At 35.3% G+C, this 17864-nt stretch carries 13 protein-coding genes and 11 tRNA genes; 22 read left to right on the top strand and 2 right to left on the bottom strand.

What is annotated here, in order from left to right; translation table 11 throughout:
- Positions 1 to 47: 47 nt before the first annotated feature.
- From AC1M36_RS20350 to AC1M36_RS20305, 10 genes are all read left to right on the top strand, one after another.
- A tRNA-Asp gene (locus tag AC1M36_RS20350) sits at positions 48 to 123 on the top strand.
- A gap of 9 nt (positions 124 to 132) precedes the next feature.
- Positions 133 to 208, top strand: a tRNA-Phe gene (locus AC1M36_RS20345).
- 15 nt (positions 209 to 223) lie between these two features.
- Positions 224 to 299, top strand: a tRNA-Thr gene (locus AC1M36_RS20340).
- A 10-nt stretch (positions 300 to 309) separates the two neighbouring features.
- Positions 310 to 393: transfer RNA gene (locus tag AC1M36_RS20335), tRNA-Tyr, on the top strand.
- A 7-nt stretch (positions 394 to 400) separates the two neighbouring features.
- Positions 401 to 474, top strand: a tRNA-Trp gene (locus AC1M36_RS20330).
- 13 nt (positions 475 to 487) lie between these two features.
- A tRNA-His gene (locus AC1M36_RS20325) sits at positions 488 to 563 on the top strand.
- Between the two features lie 114 nt (positions 564 to 677).
- A tRNA-Gln gene (locus tag AC1M36_RS20320) sits at positions 678 to 752 on the top strand.
- A 5-nt stretch (positions 753 to 757) separates the two neighbouring features.
- Positions 758 to 832 (top strand) — tRNA-Gly (locus AC1M36_RS20315).
- A 10-nt stretch (positions 833 to 842) separates the two neighbouring features.
- A tRNA-Cys gene (locus tag AC1M36_RS20310) sits at positions 843 to 913 on the top strand.
- Positions 914 to 923: 10 nt separating this feature from the next.
- Positions 924 to 1005 (top strand) — tRNA-Leu (locus AC1M36_RS20305).
- A 104-nt stretch (positions 1006 to 1109) separates the two neighbouring features.
- On the opposite strand, the gene AC1M36_RS20300 is transcribed toward AC1M36_RS20305, so the two are convergent.
- Positions 1110 to 1247 carry a hypothetical protein gene (locus AC1M36_RS20300; protein ID WP_336452880.1) on the bottom strand — a complete coding sequence of 46 codons (138 nt, stop codon included), beginning with the start codon at positions 1245 to 1247 and terminating at the stop codon, positions 1110 to 1112.
- Between the two features lie 148 nt (positions 1248 to 1395).
- Between AC1M36_RS20300 and AC1M36_RS20295 the strand changes: the two genes are divergently transcribed.
- From AC1M36_RS20295 to yhbH, 11 genes are all read left to right on the top strand, one after another.
- Entirely contained in the window at positions 1396 to 1983 is a 588-nt protein-coding gene (locus AC1M36_RS20295) for a PRK06770 family protein (RefSeq protein ID WP_336452881.1), read from the top strand.
- Between the two features lie 276 nt (positions 1984 to 2259).
- The gene (locus tag AC1M36_RS20290) at positions 2260 to 2979 is read left to right on the top strand and encodes a YebC/PmpR family DNA-binding transcriptional regulator (protein ID WP_336452882.1); all 720 of its coding nucleotides are present in this window, start codon (positions 2260 to 2262) and stop codon (positions 2977 to 2979) included.
- 151 nt (positions 2980 to 3130) lie between these two features.
- Positions 3131 to 3592, top strand: coding sequence for an NUDIX hydrolase (locus tag AC1M36_RS20285; RefSeq protein WP_479846132.1), 462 nt, complete (start codon positions 3131 to 3133; stop codon positions 3590 to 3592).
- 631 nt (positions 3593 to 4223) lie between these two features.
- On the top strand, positions 4224 to 5000 hold the full coding sequence (locus tag AC1M36_RS20280) for a transglycosylase domain-containing protein (RefSeq protein ID WP_336452884.1): 777 nt from the start codon (positions 4224 to 4226) through the stop codon (positions 4998 to 5000).
- Between the two features lie 192 nt (positions 5001 to 5192).
- Entirely contained in the window at positions 5193 to 5846 is a 654-nt protein-coding gene (locus tag AC1M36_RS20275; RefSeq protein WP_336452885.1) for a DsbA family protein, read from the top strand.
- A 114-nt stretch (positions 5847 to 5960) separates the two neighbouring features.
- Positions 5961 to 6034: transfer RNA gene (locus AC1M36_RS20270), tRNA-Gly, on the top strand.
- A 197-nt stretch (positions 6035 to 6231) separates the two neighbouring features.
- Entirely contained in the window at positions 6232 to 7374 is a 1143-nt protein-coding gene (gene queG / locus AC1M36_RS20265) for a tRNA epoxyqueuosine(34) reductase QueG (protein ID WP_336452886.1), read from the top strand.
- Between the two features lie 46 nt (positions 7375 to 7420).
- A complete protein-coding gene (locus tag AC1M36_RS20260) occupies positions 7421 to 8308 on the top strand; it encodes an amidase domain-containing protein (protein ID WP_336452887.1) in 888 nt (295 codons plus the stop codon).
- 58 nt (positions 8309 to 8366) lie between these two features.
- Positions 8367 to 8855 carry a tRNA (uridine(34)/cytosine(34)/5-carboxymethylaminomethyluridine(34)-2'-O)-methyltransferase TrmL gene (gene trmL / locus AC1M36_RS20255; protein ID WP_098335745.1) on the top strand — a complete coding sequence of 163 codons (489 nt, stop codon included), beginning with the start codon at positions 8367 to 8369 and terminating at the stop codon, positions 8853 to 8855.
- A 402-nt stretch (positions 8856 to 9257) separates the two neighbouring features.
- The gene (locus AC1M36_RS20250) at positions 9258 to 11153 is read left to right on the top strand and encodes a PrkA family serine protein kinase (RefSeq protein ID WP_336452888.1); all 1896 of its coding nucleotides are present in this window, start codon (positions 9258 to 9260) and stop codon (positions 11151 to 11153) included.
- Between the two features lie 673 nt (positions 11154 to 11826).
- A complete protein-coding gene (yhbH, locus tag AC1M36_RS20245; RefSeq protein ID WP_336452889.1) occupies positions 11827 to 13002 on the top strand; it encodes a sporulation protein YhbH in 1176 nt (391 codons plus the stop codon).
- 88 nt (positions 13003 to 13090) lie between these two features.
- On the opposite strand, the gene opuD is transcribed toward yhbH, so the two are convergent.
- Positions 13091 to 14641: a glycine betaine transporter OpuD gene (gene opuD, locus AC1M36_RS20240; RefSeq protein WP_479846131.1), complete on the bottom strand. Its 1551-nt coding sequence runs from the start codon at positions 14639 to 14641 to the stop codon at positions 13091 to 13093.
- 226 nt (positions 14642 to 14867) lie between these two features.
- Between opuD and colA the strand changes: the two genes are divergently transcribed.
- The gene (gene colA, locus AC1M36_RS20235) at positions 14868 to 17753 is read left to right on the top strand and encodes a collagenase ColA (protein ID WP_336452891.1); all 2886 of its coding nucleotides are present in this window, start codon (positions 14868 to 14870) and stop codon (positions 17751 to 17753) included.
- Positions 17754 to 17864: the final 111 nt, after the last annotated feature.

The following is a 17864-nucleotide window of genomic DNA, read 5'->3' as shown; positions in this document are numbered from 1 at the left end:
TCATAACCCGAAGGTCGCAGGTTCAAATCCTGTCCCCGCAACCAAATGGTCCCGTGGTGTAGTGGTTAACATGCCTGCCTGTCACGCAGGAGATCGCCGGTTCGACCCCGGTCGGGACCGCCATTTAATTCTGGCTCGGTAGCTCAGTCGGTAGAGCAGAGGACTGAAAATCCTCGTGTCGGCGGTTCGATTCCGTCCCGAGCCACCATTTTCAACTAAATACGCCGGCTTAGCTCAATTGGTAGAGCAACTGACTTGTAATCAGTAGGTTGGGGGTTCAAGTCCTCTAGCCGGCACCATGTAAGTTTCGGAGGGGTAGCGAAGTGGCTAAACGCGGCGGACTGTAAATCCGCTCCTTCGGGTTCGGCAGTTCGAATCTGCCCCCCTCCACCATTTACATAGGGGCATAGTTTAAAGGTAGAACTGAGGTCTCCAAAACCTCCAGTGTGGGTTCGATTCCTACTGCCCCTGCCAAAAACACAATATGGCGATTGTGGCGAAGTGGTTAACGCACCGGATTGTGGCTCCGGCATTCGTGGGTTCGATTCCCATCAGTCGCCCCATTTATTTAAAATATTTACAAATAAATTCAACTATGATAAGATATCTAATGTCTTAGTTAAATATTAATGGTAATAAAATGAATGATTCAAACATATAATGTATTAATAATTCGGTGGGCTATAGCCAAGCGGTAAGGCAACGGACTTTGACTCCGTCATGCGCTGGTTCGAATCCAGCTAGCCCAGCCATTTTTGCGGAAGTAGTTCAGTGGTAGAATACAACCTTGCCAAGGTTGGGGTCGCGGGTTCGAATCCCGTCTTCCGCTCCAAATTTAATATGGCGGCATAGCCAAGTGGTAAGGCAGAGGTCTGCAAAACCTTTACCACCGGTTCGAATCCGGTTGCCGCCTTTCTTAGCATGCCGATGTGGCGGAATTGGCAGACGCGCACGACTCAAAATCGTGTTCCTTCGGGAGTGTCGGTTCGACCCCGACCATCGGTATCAAATAACGTGATGAAATCAAGACTTTAACAGAGATGTTGGAGTCTTTTTTTTGTTTTTTCGACACGACAAAAAATAATCTAAAGATGACTTTTGACGTATTTTTAATCTACTGGCATTCCTTTGTTAACCGTTGTATTGTAATATTCATCGTACAAAATATTTAACAACTTCCATCTTTCCTCGTTGCTTAAATTTTGGATAATGTCCATAATTTTTTCCGCAGTTTTTAATTCATTCAAATTTTCTACCGCCTTTTTGAAGTTCAATTTCAATTCTAACTATTACTTGAAATAAACGGTTAATTTACCATCGTTACATATAGAATACATTTTTGGTATAATATTCTTAATATGGGGTATTAAATGAAATGTAAGATGGGGGAATAAGATACAAAAGAAAACAATAATTTGGTTGGGGTCAATCGTAGGATTAATAGCTCTTACTATCGGTATAACTTTCGGAATGCTTGAACTCGCAGACAATCCAGCAGATAAAAAGGCTAGTGCAGAGATAGACAAAGGCGAATATGCAGAAGTTCCAAGAGAAAAAGAATCGATGACTGGTGGAATACAAGGAGCAGATGAAAAACTTCGTATTACTAAAGATTCTACAGAAAATGATGTTATTGCAGCAATGCATAGTATGACTCACCAAAAAGTAGTAGCAGAACAAAAATGGGGCGCTATTCCAATGTCTAAGAAGAATGCTGAGACAGTAAAAAATATCGTAAGTCAAAGTAACTTTGAAAAGAAAGAAGAACTTTTAGCAATTGTTGAAAGATGGGTAAATAGAGATTTTAGTAAAATTGTAGATGACCATAACTACTTTTGGACATCACAAGAGGGGAATATTGGTAAAGCTACAGGAGTTATGGATCCAGTAGATGAACAAAATTTCTCTTTAAATAATTTCGGAGATGAAGTAACACGCCAGTTACACAACTCAGGAGACCTTAAGCATGTTTCAGGAAAATAAACATCCATAATTTATAGTTAGAAGCTTCCTTTTAGGGAGGCTTTTTTCATTGACACTGTCAAAGCATGTTATTTGAGTGTTAAACTCGTAATGAATTATAGAATTAAGGTATAATATAATTTGGTAAATGAACAAAATTATATCGATGTATATTATGTCAATAATGTGAGTCGATAATGAACTTTTTGTATTTCTTTTGAAAAAGTGTTGAATAAACATTATATTTCATATTAATATTTTTTATGTAGATTTTAACGTGAAAGAGAGTGGAACAGAATGGGTCGTAAATGGAATAATATTAAAGACAAAAAAGCATCAAAAGATGCAAATACAAGCCGTGTATACGCTAAATTTGGACGTGAGATTTATGTAGCAGCAAAACAAGGTGAACCAGATCCAGAATCAAACCAAGCTTTAAAAGTGGTATTAGAGCGTGCAAAAACATATAGTGTACCAAAAACAATTATTGATCGTGCAATTGAAAAAGCAAAAGGTGGTTCAGAAGAAAACTATGATGAACTTCGTTATGAAGGATTTGGACCAAACGGATCAATGGTAATTGTAGATACACTTACAAATAACGTGAATCGTACTGCAGCAGATGTACGTGCTGCATTTAGTAAAAATAGCGGTAACATGGGTGTGAATGGTTCAGTAGCATATATGTTTGATGCGACTGCTGTTATTGGACTTGAAGGAAAAACTGTGGATGAAGTGCTTGAAATTTTAATGGAAGCAGATGTAGATGCACGTGACATTTTAGAAGAAGAAGAGGCAGTTATCGTTTATGCTGAGCCTGATCAGTTCCATGCGGTACAAGCTGCGCTTAAGGATGCTGGTATCACTGAATTCACAGTTGCTGAATTAACGATGCTTGCACAAAGTGATGTAACACTTTCAGAAGATGCACAAGCACAATTTGAAAAAATGATTGATGCATTGGAAGATTTAGAAGATGTTCAACAAGTTTACCACAATGTAGATTTAGGGGAATAATATATGAAAAAGGGACCTTTTGTTATTTAGAACAAAAGGTCTTTTTTCTTAGATCATCTATAGCCTAAAGGAAAAGGACTTTTGCATCTTATATTGAATATTAATATATATTATATTTAAAATTTAATGAATGTTTCTTGGAGGCTATAAAATGGAATATAAAATACCTAAGCATATTGTCGCTGTTTCAGCATGCATAACGAATGAAAATAATGAAATTCTATTAGTAAAGGTACAGTGGAGAGCTGATACATGGGAAATGCCTGGCGGACAAGTAGAAGAGGGAGAACCTCTTGATCAGGCAGTTTGTCGAGAAGTACTTGAGGAAACAGGCCTCTTAGTGAAAACAGTTGGAATTACAGGTCTTTACTATAATGCCTCAAAGCATATTTTATCAGTGGTCTTTAAAGTGGAGTATGTGAACGGAGAAATAAAAGCCCCACCAGAAGAAATAAAAGAAGCAAAATTTATTACTTTGAATGAAGATAATATTGATGAATATATTACGCGTCCTCACATGAAATCAAGGACACTTGATGCTATAAAAGCAAAGAATTTCATTCCATATGAAACCTGGAAAGTAGATCCTTATGATTTGATAGAAAGATTATAGGATATGGTATTTATCTCGCTATTTACGGGCAGTAAGACCTTCGTCTCAAAATTCAGTGAAAGTAAAAGTTAGGTGGGGAGCGGGCTGTCCGTAAAAGCCCGATTGGTTTAATTAATAATCAGTGGAGGATGAAGAAAACCCCCATTGATTAAAGGTTCACTTTATGTAAAAGAACAAGTTATTTGAGGTATTACCAAATAACTTGTTCTTTTTTCTTATATTGTGTAAGGGAAAATGTCTAGTATGATGCGTAATCGGTGAAACTGGGTAATGTAGTAAGATAAATACATATGGTAAATAGATATTGATTGCAAGAACGTTTGTTTGGTATTATATCTATATTGTTCAAATTAAACTGTTATATTAATTTCTTTAGACATGCTGTAGAAAAAATATTAGGAGGGAAACAACTAAAACTGAAAAATATGCAGATGATATAATAGAAGAAGGGTATGTGATTTTTAAAGCAATTTATATGAATAGAAGCTTGCTACTTTTTCTGCTAGAATATGTATTTTATAGCTTACAACATTGTAAGGTAAGTGTAAGAGAAATCAATTGGAGATTGCTTTGAGAAACAGTATTCTAAATGTAAGGACTATATATGTTATAAGGAAAAGAGGTGTGTACGATGAAAGAACGAGTACTGTCTAGGGTCAACTATCATCAAAAGGTTTCATTCAATCCAATTACAAAGTTTCTTTATAAAGCTATTATTTTATTATTACTAATTACTTGTACATTATTATTGATTGGAAATGTAATGATTGAGCGAAGTGATATTAGCAAGCTACAGGTATCCGCTAAATTAGAAGTACCAGAACCTTTAGCTCATGCATTTATTGCGACAGAAGATAAAAGGTTTTATCACCATAACGGTTTAGATTATATAGCAATTGTTCGAGCCTCTATTGAAAATATAAAAGCTGGTGGTGTTGTACAGGGCGGAAGTACAATTACACAGCAGCTTTCTAAAAATGCTTTTTTATCTAATGAACGTACATTTTCCCGTAAGTGGAAAGAGATTTTCTATACAAAAAAAATTGAGCGCACATTTACGAAAGATGAGATTTTAAAATTATATGTGAGCAATATTTATTACGGAGAAGGTGCATGGGGGATTGAAAAAGCATCCCAGCTATACTTTGGGAAAAAGGTAAATCAATTAACATTAAGTGAAAGTGCAATGATGGCTGCTGTTGTGAAAGCCCCTGCTTATTATTCTCCTGCTCAAAATTATGATAAAGCAGTAGAAAGACGAAATGTTGTTTTGAAATTAATGGAAAAAGAAGGGTATATTAGTCATAACGAATATGTGCAAGCGATTAGTGAAAAATTAGTAATTCGTCATGATATTCCAACCCAGCATTCATTACAAAAAGTAGCTCGTGAAAAAGCGGTAAGCTAAAAGCGAAGTTCCATAGAGGGAACTTCGCTTTTTTTTGAATAGAATAGCCAAAGAAGAGACACAATATTGACACATTTGTCGTATTTTTGGAAATTATGTGAGCGTGTTCATTGCATGATGTATAAAAGTATTGATATCATGTGTAATGTGTACAACAATGTATACAGAATATGAATTTAAAGAGGAATGTATATGAAATCATCAAATAAAATCATGGCTCTTGGTATTGTTTTTTCTATCGCAGTATTAATTGTAATCGGGACAATTGCATACAGTATCATAAATGATAAAAAGGATAAAGGGGATGAGATGTTTGCTTATTCCACGCAGCAATCTTTAGGTAAAAAAGATGCTCCTGTTAAGGTTGTAGAATTTGGAGATTTTAAATGCCCAGCTTGCCGAACGTGGGATGCTACAGTATTACCCCGTTTAAAGGAAGAGTATATTAATAAAGGTAAAGTACAATTTTATTTTATTAACTTCCCGTTTATTGGAAAAGATTCTGATTTAGGTGCAGCGGCTGGCGAAGCGATTTATAAACAGGATCCAGAATCTTTCTGGACATTCTATGATGAAATCTATCAAAGCCAGAAGAAAGATACTGAAGAATGGATTACAGAAGAACTGCTTCTTAATATAGTGAAGGAAAAACTTCCAAAAGTTAATGTAGATCAATTTCAAAAAGATTTACATAGCAAAGAAATTCAAGATAAAGTACGCAAAGATTCAGACCGTGCACAAAAACTGAAAGTACAAGGTGCTCCTTCAGTATACGTAAACGGAAATCTTGCAAATCCAGATTATGATAGTATAAAAAAGGAAATTGATAAAGAATTGAAAAAGTGACGAGTATACTCATCACTTTTTCGACTTTTTTCGATAAAATTCTTGCTTAGGTTTTTGTGACGTGCTATACTATTTTACATAAGTTATTTGAATAGCTTCTCTTTTTTCACATTTGCGGGTGTAGTTTAGTGGTAAAACAAGAGCCTTCCAAGCTCTGGTCGAGAGTTCGATTCTCTTCACCCGCTCCAGATATTATTTATATTTTCATAATACATTGTGATCAACGCAGTGTTTCGTTTCTAAGATAAACGAGGCATTGCGTTTTTTAATGTTTGGAAATGAAGATTTTATGCGAAAATAGAATTAAGAACTATGATTACGAAGTGAATTGCTAACCATCAGTAGATGACTAAGTATATATATTCATCGTAGAAGGAGGCAAAGCGTGGATTTTGAGCAGTTAAAACAAGATGTAATTGCGTATAGTAAAACAATTGGAATAGATAAAATAGGTTTTGCAAGTGCTTCACCATTTGAAGAATTAAAGCAGCGTTTAATTCAGCAGCAACAATTAAATTATCAGTCTGGTTTTGAAGAGCCTGATATTGAAAAAAGAACAAATCCAAAGTTACTATTGCCGGGAGCAAAATCAATTATTGCAATTGCATTAGCGTACCCATCAAAATTGAAAAATGCACCGTTAAGTAAACGAGGAGAACGCCGGGGGATTTTCTGTCGTGCTTCTTGGGGACAAGATTATCATCTTGTTTTACGAGATCGTCTGCAAAAATTAGAGGCGTATTTAATTGAGCGGCTTCCAGATATAGAAGTAAAATCAATGGTGGATACAGGAGAATTAAGTGATCGTGCAGTTTCAGAGCGTGCTGGTATTGGATGGAGTGGTAAAAACTGTTCCATTATTACGCCAGAATTTGGCTCCTATGTGTATTTAGGTGAAATGATTACGAATGTACCATTTCCACCGGATCAGCCAATAGAAGATCAGTGCGGAAGCTGTACAAAGTGTATTGATATTTGTCCAACCGGTGCACTTGTACAGGGAGGACAGTTAGATTCAAAAAAGTGTATTGCTTTTTTAACACAAACAAAAGGATTTCTCCCAGAAGAATATCGAGATAAAATTGGAAATCGTATTTACGGCTGTGATACGTGCCAAACAGTTTGTCCAAAGAACAGGGGGAAGGATTTTCATAATCATCCAGAAATGGAGCCAGACCCAGAGCTTGTTAAACCACTATTAACCCCATTATTAACGATAAGTAACCGAGATTTTAAAGAAAAATACGGCATTATGTCTGGATCATGGCGCGGGAAAAAACCGTTGCAACGAAATGCGATTTTAGCCCTTGCTCATTTCAAGGAAACCACAGCAATTCCTGATTTAATTGGTGTTATGAAAGAGGATCCAAGACCTGTAATTCGAGGGACAGCCGCATGGGCTTTAGGGAAAATCGGTGGTGAAGGTGTAGGGGAAGCGATTGAAAAGGCGATGGAACGTGAAAATGACGAAGAAGTTCTTCATGAAATGAATCGCGGTCTTGAAATGTTAGCCGAGAAAAAACAGTAGATAATGTCTTCCTTTTTCATATTGTAATAATATGGGAGGGAGAGGGATGCTGGTAAAACAAAAGATTGAAAAACAGATGCAACAATTTTTAGCGTATATTACAAATAAACGTGTAGGTGTCGATGAGATTCCTGCTGATTTATTACAAGTAGTACAGCGAAAAAAAAACTTGTTTCAAAACCGTAATGCTGAAATTGTGAAGGCAACAGCAGATGTATCTTTTATAAGACAATGGAATAGTAAGCAATATCAAGAAGTAGATTATCAAGTTCATTTGAAATATTTAGTTCATCACCATGAATTATTCTATATGGAAGAAGAACAATTAGAACGACGTGTTTATTTGAAAGATGGGCATATTGTAGAAGATAAAGATATTGAAATAACAGAAGAAAGGTTCCAAGGTGAAACATTAGAGCGCGATGTAACAAAAGGAAAGTATGATTCATATCAATATAATCGCTTGGAAGCTGTCAAATATGCGGAGTATTGGTGGGATGGTCGGAATCCGGCATATCGTAATTTTCCTGATAATTGTACAAATTTTATTTCGCAGTGTCTGCATGCTGGTGAAACACCAATGACTGGGTATCCTAACATTCGTAAAGGATGGTGGCAACGGGAGAATCAGTGGAGCTGGAGTTGGGCAGTTGCTCATTCATTTTATTGGTATTTATCAGGAGCTACAACAGGACTACGTGCTAAAGCAGTAGAAAATCCAAAAGATCTTCTACTTGGTGATGTAATTGTTTATGATTTTGAAGATGATGGCAGATGGAATCATACAACAATCGTTGTAGCCAAAGATGCAGATGGTATGCCGCTTGTAAATGCCCATTCTGCTAATAGCCGCAGGCGATATTGGAATTATGAAGATTCCAGTAAATATACGCCACAAATGAAATATAAATTTTTTCATATTATTAATGGGTAGAGATTTTTCATTCAAGTGGTATAATACGTAGTAGACAAAAGATTGAGGTGAATATCACGTGGGAGTACATGTTGTTTTATATCAACCAGAAATTCCAGCAAATACAGGAAATATTGCACGTACTTGTGCAGCTACTGGGACAGAATTACATTTAATTCGACCGCTTGGATTTTCAACAGATGATAAAATGTTAAAACGTGCTGGTCTAGATTATTGGCAGCACGTAAAAATTACGTATTATGATTCAATTGAAGAGTTTTATGAAAAAAATAGTGACGGTGAATTTTTCTATTTAACAAAGTATGGTGAAAAAGCACATACAGCGTTTGATTATAGTAAGCCTGAGAAAGATTATTACTTTGTATTTGGTAGAGAAACAAATGGATTGCCAGCAAACGTAATCGAAGAAAACTTCGATCATTGCTTACGTATTCCAATGACTGACAAAGTACGTTCTTTAAATTTATCCAATACAGCAGCGATTTTAATTTATGAAGCATTCCGTCAACAAAATTATCCAGGTTTAGATTTAGAAATTGTATACTAAAGCCTGCATGTAATAAATAACAAAAATTGATGGGCCTAGGCCCATCAATTTTTGTTTGTACCTGGTTTATCATTATATCCTGAAGTGAAAATTGCAGTAAGAAATGTAAGTGATACACCTAAAATTAATAATAATTTCATATGAATCCTCCTTCTTCATATTTTATTTTAGCCAATTTGGATCTGAAGTTTATGTAGATTCTGTGGAAGTAAAGAAGAGATATCTGTAAGAATGAGGGAGAAGTTCCCTTATAACTTTATTATACCGAATTTTCTTTTAACTTTGGGATGAAATTTATAATGTTTGTAGCAGATTTCATTTGGATTTAAAGAATGTTTAAGGACATCCTCGCATACCTTTTATAATAATCCGATTGAACAAGGAGATGGGGGAGGAGCTATAATGGATATTCTAAAGAAAATTGAACAGCATCGAGAAGCAGAAGAACGTTTACAATGGGAAGGTACGTTTGCGGAATATTTGGAGCTTGTCAAAGAACGACCATGGGTGGCTCAAACTGCACACTCTCGCATTTACAATATGATTAAAGACGCTGGTATTGAAGAAGTAGAAGGGCGAAAAAAATATAATTTCTTTAGCAATCAGTTATTTGGATTAGAAGACGCATTAGAGCGTCTTGTGGAAGAATATTTTCATCCGTCTGCAAAACGTTTAGATGTTAGAAAACGGATTTTATTATTAATGGGACCAGTTAGTGGGGGGAAATCAACGTTAGTTACTATGTTAAAGCGAGGGTTAGAAACATACTCGCGTACAGATCGCGGAGCTATTTTTGCGATAAAAGGTTGCCCGATGCATGAAGACCCTCTTCATCTAATACCACATCATTTACGGGATGACTTTTACGATGAATATGACGTAAGAATTGAAGGAAACTTGTCACCATTAAATGTGATGCGTTTAGAAAAAGAATATGGTGGAAGAATTGAAGATGTAATTGTAGAAAGAATTTTCTTCTCGGAAGATCGCCGGACAGGAATTGGTACATTTAGTCCTTCAGATCCAAAATCACAGGATATTGCGGATTTAACAGGAAGTATTGATTTTTCTACAATTGCAGAATATGGTTCAGAGTCAGATCCACGTGCATACCGTTTTGATGGAGAATTAAATAAAGCAAACCGTGGCATGATGGAATTTCAAGAAATGTTAAAATGTGATGAGAAATTCTTATGGCATCTATTGTCTCTTACGCAAGAGGGGAATTTCAAAGCGGGAAGATTTGCGCTTATTTCAGCAGATGAATTAATTGTAGCCCACACGAATGAAACTGAGTATCGCTCCTTTATTTCTAATAAGAAAAATGAGGCGTTACATTCAAGAATTATTGTAATGCCGGTTCCATATAATTTACGGATTAGTGAAGAAGAACATATTTATGAAAAGATGATTCGCGAAAGTGATGTTTCAAATGTACACATTGCGCCGCACACGCTTCGCGTCGCAGCGATGTTTACAATTTTGACACGCCTGAAAGATCCGAAGCGTCCGGATATTGATCTAATTAAAAAGATGCGTTTATATGATGGAGAAATGGTCGAAGGTTATAATTCAATTGATGTGGAAGAATTGCAGCGTGAATATCAAGATGAAGGTATGAGCGGGATTGATCCGCGTTATGTTATTAATCGCATTTCTTCCACTATTATTAGAAAAGAAGTACCATCGATTAATGCGCTTGATGTGTTACGTTCGTTAAAAGATGGGCTAGACCAACATCCATCCATTAGTAATGAAGACCGCGAGCGCTATATGAATTTCATTTCATTAGCACGGAAAGAGTACGATGAGATTGCTAAGAAGGAAGTTCAAAAAGCGTTTGTGTATTCGTATGAAGAGTCAGCTAAGACGCTTATGGATAATTACCTAGATAATGTTGAGGCATATTGCAATAAGTCAAAATTACGGGATCCGTTAACAGGTGAAGAAATGAGTCCAGATGAAAAGCTTATGCGTTCTATTGAAGAACAAATTGGTATTTCAGAAAATGCGAAAAAAGCATTCCGAGAAGAAATTTTAATACGAATTTCTGCTTATGCTCGTAAAGGGAAGCGTTTTGATTACAACTCACATGAGCGTCTTCGCGAAGCGATCCAGAAAAAATTATTTGCCGATCTGAAAGATGTTGTAAAAATTACAACATCGACTAAGACACCAGACGAAAATCAGCTGAAGAAAATTAATGATGTTGTAGCACGCTTAATCGATGAACATGGCTACAATTCTTCATCAGCGAATGAATTGCTTCGCTATGTAGGTAGCTTGTTGAATCGATAGTTTGATAATAAAACGCTGTCTCTTATGAAACCAGAGGCAGCGTTTTTGTATCTATCTGATTGAAGTGAGGATAATATACCATATAAATCCATTTTTGTTTTCCAACATCTAAATTGTGACTATGAAAACAAAAAAGGAAATCCCCACTCATTTTTTCTTTTTGTTTTACATGACATGGGCTCGAAAAGGAACTGACAGCTTCTATGCTTGGCTGGATGCTCTCGCCCACCTAAAAATTAGGTTTGATGTCGGTTTTTCAAAGTGAATGTTTCATTTCATGTATGGACTTGTCCAAACAGAAGAAATTAAGATGCAATTTCATGAATTTATTGTCAATTATTTTCACAATATGCATATGATAGAGTAACCAACCATTCATACAGAAAAAGCCAACACAATACAATATGTTGCAGAGTGAAAAAGTGTGCAACAATGAATTGTGTTTCTTTCTTATCAGCGAAAGAAATTTCAAAGTAAAGTGGATATCAAAGTTTTGTTAAGGAAGTTCAGAGTAATACGTAAAAAAGCCATGGGTGCCATATGATTATGGAAAAAGTAAGTTCTAATGAACAGATACTTTTTTACTACTCTTGTTGCTACATTATAACCTCAAATTTATATATTACTGTTTATTAGAGAAAAATAAGGGAAATTACAGTAAGGAGGGAAAAGGATGGGCGAAGAAAATCAACCAAATTATACAATTTCACAGGAAAACTGGTCCCTCCATCGCAAAGGACATGACGATCAACAACGCCATCAAGAAAAGGTGCAAGAAGCAATTAAGAATAACTTACCAGACCTTGTGACAGAAGAAAGTATCGTTATGTCTAATGGTAGGGACGTTGTAAAAATACCAATTCGGTCTTTAGATGAATATAAAATTAGATATAACTACGATAAGAATAAACATGTTGGCCAAGGAAATGGTGATAGTAAAGTTGGCGATGTGGTTGCAAGAGATGGATCGGGTGGTCAAAAGCAAAAAGGACCGGGTAAAGGGCAAGGTGCGGGAGATGCAGCTGGAGAAGATTATTATGAAGCAGAAGTATCTATTTTAGAATTAGAGCAAGCGTTTTTTAAAGAGTTGGAGTTACCTAATTTAAAAAGGAAAGAAATGGATGAAAATCGTATTGAACATATTGAATTTAATGACATTAGAAAAACAGGGTTATGGGGAAATATTGACAAAAAACGGACGATGATATCAGCTTATAAACGAAATGCAATGAATGGAAAGCCTGCTTTTCATCCAATTCGTCAAGAGGATTTGAAATTCCGGACATGGAATGAAGTATTGAAGCCAGATTCAAAAGCTGTTGTATTAGCAATGATGGATACAAGCGGATCTATGGGAATTTGGGAGAAGTATATGGCGCGCAGCTTTTTCTTTTGGATGACAAGGTTTTTACGTACAAAGTATGAAACGGTAGATATAGAATTTATTGCCCATCATACAGAAGCAAAGGTCGTGACAGAAGAAGAGTTTTTCTCAAAAGGGGAAAGTGGTGGAACAATATGTTCTTCTGTTTACAGAAAAGCACTTGAGCTTATAGATGGAAAGTATTCACCAGAACGCTATAATATTTATCCATTTCATTTTTCAGATGGAGATAACTTAACATCAGATAATGCTCGTTGTGTTAAGCTTGTACAAGAATTGATGAAGGTATGTAATATGTTTGGATATGGAGAAGTAAATCAGTATAATCGTCACAGTACGCTTATGTCAGCCTATAAAAATATTAAAGATGAGAATTTCAGGTACTATATTTTAAAACAGAAAGCTGATGTATTCCACGCAATGAAGAGCTTTTTTAGAGAAGAATCAGGTGAGAAAATGGCGTAACCCCTTTTTTAAGGGGTTTTTTATATTCATTCTATTTTTCCTTTTTGGCATATAAAAAGCACCTCTATTTATTTAGAGGTGCTGAAAATTACATAACCTTTTTCATTTTTTGTGACATTTGCTTGGTTTGAACAGCAACGTCTTCCTGACGCAATTCTTTAAAGAGTGAAGTGACCATTAAAACAACAACAATAGAGAATGGTAAGGCTGCAATAATCGCCGCAATCTGTAAGGCATTTAATCCGCCAGCCTGCAAGAGAATGGCTGCGATCGCTGCAATAGTTAATCCCCAAATAAGTTTCAAATGGTTTTTGGGTGATAAATTACCATTACTTGTTTGCATAGAAACAACGAATGTTGCAGAATCCGCAGAGGTAACGAAGAACGTTGCAACTAAGATTATTCCGATAATGGTTAAGAATGTTGAGAATGGTAAATGTGAAATAACAGCGAATAATCCAATTTCTGTTCCATATTTAGCGATTTCATCAGCAATTCCAAGTGATTGGAACATTTCCATATGAATCGCAGTTCCGCCAAAAACAGCAAACCAAAATGTACAGATGAGTGTTGGAATCAAGACTACGCCAAAAATGAATTCACGGATTGTACGTCCACGGGATACGCGGGCGATAAATGTACCGACGAATGGCGACCAAGAAATCCACCAACCCCAGTAGAAAATCGTCCAATTTTCAATCCAAGAAGAGGACTCTTTACTAAAGGCTCCTAAGTTTAATCCCATACTTGGTAGTGCCCCAATGTAAGAACCTAGTGTAGAAGTAAAGTATTTCATAATAAAGACAGTTGAACCAAGAATTAAAAAGGAAACGAGTAATATTCCAGCAAGGGAGAAGTTTAAGTTACTCAAATATTTAATCCCACGATCTAAACCAGTTTGCGCACTAGTTAAATAGAGTACAGTAAAAATAGCAATGAGTACTAGCTGTGTGCTCATTGTATTGTTAATAGAAGGAAATAAGTAACTTAATCCTCCAGCAATTTGTTGTGCACCGATTCCTACGGATGGCACAATTCCGAAGACGGTTGCCAACACAGCTAAAATATCTACTGTTTTTCCAATAGAAGAATTTTTCGATTGATTAAATAAAGGAATAACTGTAGCACCAATTGTACTACCTTTTCGCTTTCTGAATGTAAAGTATGCGATTGTTAAAGCAACCATTGCATAAAGTGACCAAGGGAAGAGACCCCAGTGGAAGAAAGAATATTGCATGGCAAGTTTTGCGCTTTGCTCTGTTCCAGGTTTACCAGTAAGTGGTGCACCAAAATGTGAAATTGGTTCAGTAATTCCATAAAAGAGAAGGCCAATTCCCATTCCTGCTCCAAACAACATCGCAAGCCAAGAAAGGTAACTATACTTTGGCTGTTCATCATCTTTACCAAGACGAATAGACCCATATTTTGAAAATGCTAAATAAGCAGCTAAAACAATCATCGTGGTCATAAGTAGAGAGTAAAACCACCCAAACTTATTGAGGATAAAAGAATTTAAAGAAGAGGTAACACTTTGTAAATCATAGCCTTGTATCCAACTCGCTGGAATCACACCCCATATAATAAATAAGGTTGTGAGCAAGATGGAGATATAAAATACACTGTTTTCTTTTTTTATCATAGAATCCCACCTTTTATTTAATTTAGTTAATAATTATATTGATCATAACAATTATTGGTTTTAATGTCAAAAAATTCGATTTTTACAGAAGAGATACGTTAGTATAATTATTCATAAAACGTTCGAAATATATACAGAAATAATATGAAATATTGCATTTTATATTATTTTATCAAGATAATATGTTATTTTCTTGTTTGGAATATATAACTCAGGAGGATTTACCATGAACAAGAAGATAAAGTTTAATCCAATAATTCTTGGTATTAGTACAATAGCGCTATCGTTAGGAGGAGTTCAATTTGAAGCTTTGGCGGCAGAAAAAGATCAAAGTAACGTATTACAAATGAAGCCTATAGGTATAGAAACTTCAAAAGATGAAGTTGGACATACAACCAAAAGCGATGAAACATTATCATTTGAAAAGCGTTTAAAAGTAGGGGATTTTTCACAGCGACCAGCACCGATTGCGGAGCGGGCTGAAGTTAGACAATTCCAGCAAAGTTATTCTATGGCAGAGCTTAATAGAATGAGTGATAGTGAACTAATTGATACGCTAGCAAACATTCGTTGGAATCAAATTACAGATTTATTCCAATTCAATCAAGATGCGAAAGCTTTTTATCAAAAGAAAGAGCGAATGCAGGTTATTATTGATGAATTAGGTAGTCGTGGAAATGCGTTCACAAAAGAAGATACAAAAGGTATTGAAACATTTGTTGAAGTATTACGTTCAGCTTTTTATGTTGGATTTTATAATAAAGAGTTAAGTTATTTAAATGAGCGCAGTTTTCAGGATAGATGCTTACCAGCATTAAAGGCAATCGCAAAAAATCCAAACTTTAAACTTGGTACAGTAGAGCAAGATATAGTGATATCTGCATATGGTAAATTAATTAGCAATGCTTCTAGTGATGCTGAAACAGTGCAGTATGCGGCAAATATTTTAAAACAGTATAACGATAACTTCTTTACATATGTAAGTGACCGTATGAAGGGACAAGCTGTATATGATCTCATGCAAGGAATTGATTATGACATACAGTCTTATTTGTATGATACGCATAAAGAACCTAATGCGACAATGTGGTTTGGACAGATTGATAACTTTATAAATGAGATTAGTAGAATCGCACTCATACGAAATGTAACAACTGAAAATAGTTGGTTAATTAATAACGGTATTTATTATGTAGGACGTTTAGGGAAATTTCATAGTAATCCAAATAAAGGATTGGAAGTTATCACACAAGCAATGCATATGTATCCTCATTTAAGTGAAGCTTATTTTGGAGCAGTAGAGCAGATTACAACAAATTATGGTGGGAAAGACTCTAGTGGAAATACTGTTGATTTAGAGAAAGTACAGGAAGAAGGTAAACAGCGGTATCTACCGAAAACATACAAATTTGATGATGGATCTATCGTATTTAAAACAGGAGACAAAGTAACAGAAGAGAAGATTAAGAGATTATATTGGGCTGCCAAGGAAGTAAAAGCACAATATCATCGTGTAATTGGAAATGATAAAGCGTTAGAATCAGGGAACGCTGATGATGTATTGACAGTAGTAATTTATAATAATCCGGATGAATATCAGTTAAATAGACAGTTATATGGATATGAAACAAACAATGGTGGAATCTATATCGAAGAGAAGGGTACTTTCTTTACATATGAGCGCACACCGGAACAAAGTATTTATAGTTTAGAAGAGTTATTCCGTCATGAATTTACACATTATTTACAAGGAAGATATGAGGTTCCTGGTTTATTTGGAAGGGGAGACATGTATCAAAATGAACGATTAACTTGGTTCCAAGAAGGGAATGCGGAATTTTTTGCAGGATCTACACGTACAAATAATGTCGTGCCGCGTAAGAGTATAATTAGTGGCATAGCATCTGATACGGCGAGTCGTTATTCAGCAGAACGAACATTGTTTGCAAAGTATGGATCATGGGATTTTTATAACTATTCCTTTGCATTGCAGTCGTATTTATATAATCATCGATTTGAAACATTTGACAAGGTTCAAGATTTAATACGTGCAAATGATGTGAAAAATTATGATGCATATCGTGAAGCTTTAAGTAAGGATTTAAAGTTAAATCAAGAATATCAAGCATATATGCAGCATTTAATTGATAATCAAGATAAATATAATGTACCACAAGTATCTGATGATTATTTAGTAAAACACGCACCGAAGGCGTTAACTGAAGTGAAAAAAGAAATTGCAGATGTTGCGAATGTAAAAGATGCAAAAATTATAAAACATAAGTCTCAATTCTTTAACACATTTACAGTAGAAGGCACGTACATAGGTGGGGTATCAAAAGATGAATCAGAAGATTGGAAAGTGATGAGTAAGCAAATGAATCAGGTATTAGAACAGCTATCGCAAAAAGAATGGAGCGGCTATAAAACAGTTACAGCGTATTTTGTTAACCATCGTGTGAATGCAGCAAATCAGTTTGAATATGATATTGTATTTCATGGTGTTGCAACGGATGAAGAAGAAATTTCAACAACTAAAGTAAATATAAATGGGCCCTATCAGGGAAAAGTAAATGAAAAAATTCAGTTTCATAGTGATGGTACAGAAAGTACAGATGGAAAAATAAATTCGTATCTTTGGGATTTTGGAGATGGTAAAACAAGTACAGAAATAAATCCTACTCATGTATATGGGAAAGAAGGAAAATATACTGTGACATTAACAGTGAAAGATAGTAAAGGAAAAGAAATAAAAGAACAAACAATAGTCACAGTAAAACAGGATACACAAACAAATGCAGGCTCTGAAGAAACTAAGATACTTCCTTTTAATACGCTTATAAAAGGAAGTTTGAACACTCTAAATCAAACGGATGTTTATACGTTCGAGATCACATCACCAAAAGAAGTGGACATTGCTGTTATAAATGAACAACAAATTGGGATGACATGGGTGCTTCATCATGAAGAAGATATGCAAAATTATGTCGCTTATGGTCAAGCTGATGGAAATGTTATAAAGGAACAATATCAAGCAAGACCAGGAAAGTATTATTTATATGTATATAAATTTGATAATAAAAATGGGGCATATTCATTATTAGTAAAATAAATCCATTTCTAATGTATATACAACTTTACTTTTTATGTAAAATAGTATATTATATAAATATATAATACATCGGTTATTTTCTAGGAGGAGCCTGTCACAATAGGCTCCTCC

The sequence above is a fragment of the Bacillus sp. Medicinal_06 genome (genome assembly GCF_056711665.1).
Note: the sequence above shows the minus strand (reverse complement) of the source record. Positions and strands in the feature narration are given on the sequence as shown.

Coding starts and splice junctions, on each gene's coding strand:
- AC1M36_RS20275 (WP_336452885.1), top strand. CDS start 5,193: ATGAAATCATCAAATAAAATCATGGCTCTTGGTATTGTTTTTTCTATC.
- AC1M36_RS20285 (WP_479846132.1), top strand. CDS start 3,131: ATGGAATATAAAATACCTAAGCATATTGTCGCTGTTTCAGCATGCATA.
- yhbH (WP_336452889.1), top strand. CDS start 11,827: ATGGGCGAAGAAAATCAACCAAATTATACAATTTCACAGGAAAACTGG.
- opuD (WP_479846131.1), bottom strand. CDS start 14,641: ATGATAAAAAAAGAAAACAGTGTATTTTATATCTCCATCTTGCTCACA.
- colA (WP_336452891.1), top strand. CDS start 14,868: ATGAACAAGAAGATAAAGTTTAATCCAATAATTCTTGGTATTAGTACA.
- AC1M36_RS20280 (WP_336452884.1), top strand. CDS start 4,224: ATGAAAGAACGAGTACTGTCTAGGGTCAACTATCATCAAAAGGTTTCA.
- AC1M36_RS20290 (WP_336452882.1), top strand. CDS start 2,260: ATGGGTCGTAAATGGAATAATATTAAAGACAAAAAAGCATCAAAAGAT.
- AC1M36_RS20250 (WP_336452888.1), top strand. CDS start 9,258: ATGGATATTCTAAAGAAAATTGAACAGCATCGAGAAGCAGAAGAACGT.
- AC1M36_RS20260 (WP_336452887.1), top strand. CDS start 7,421: ATGCTGGTAAAACAAAAGATTGAAAAACAGATGCAACAATTTTTAGCG.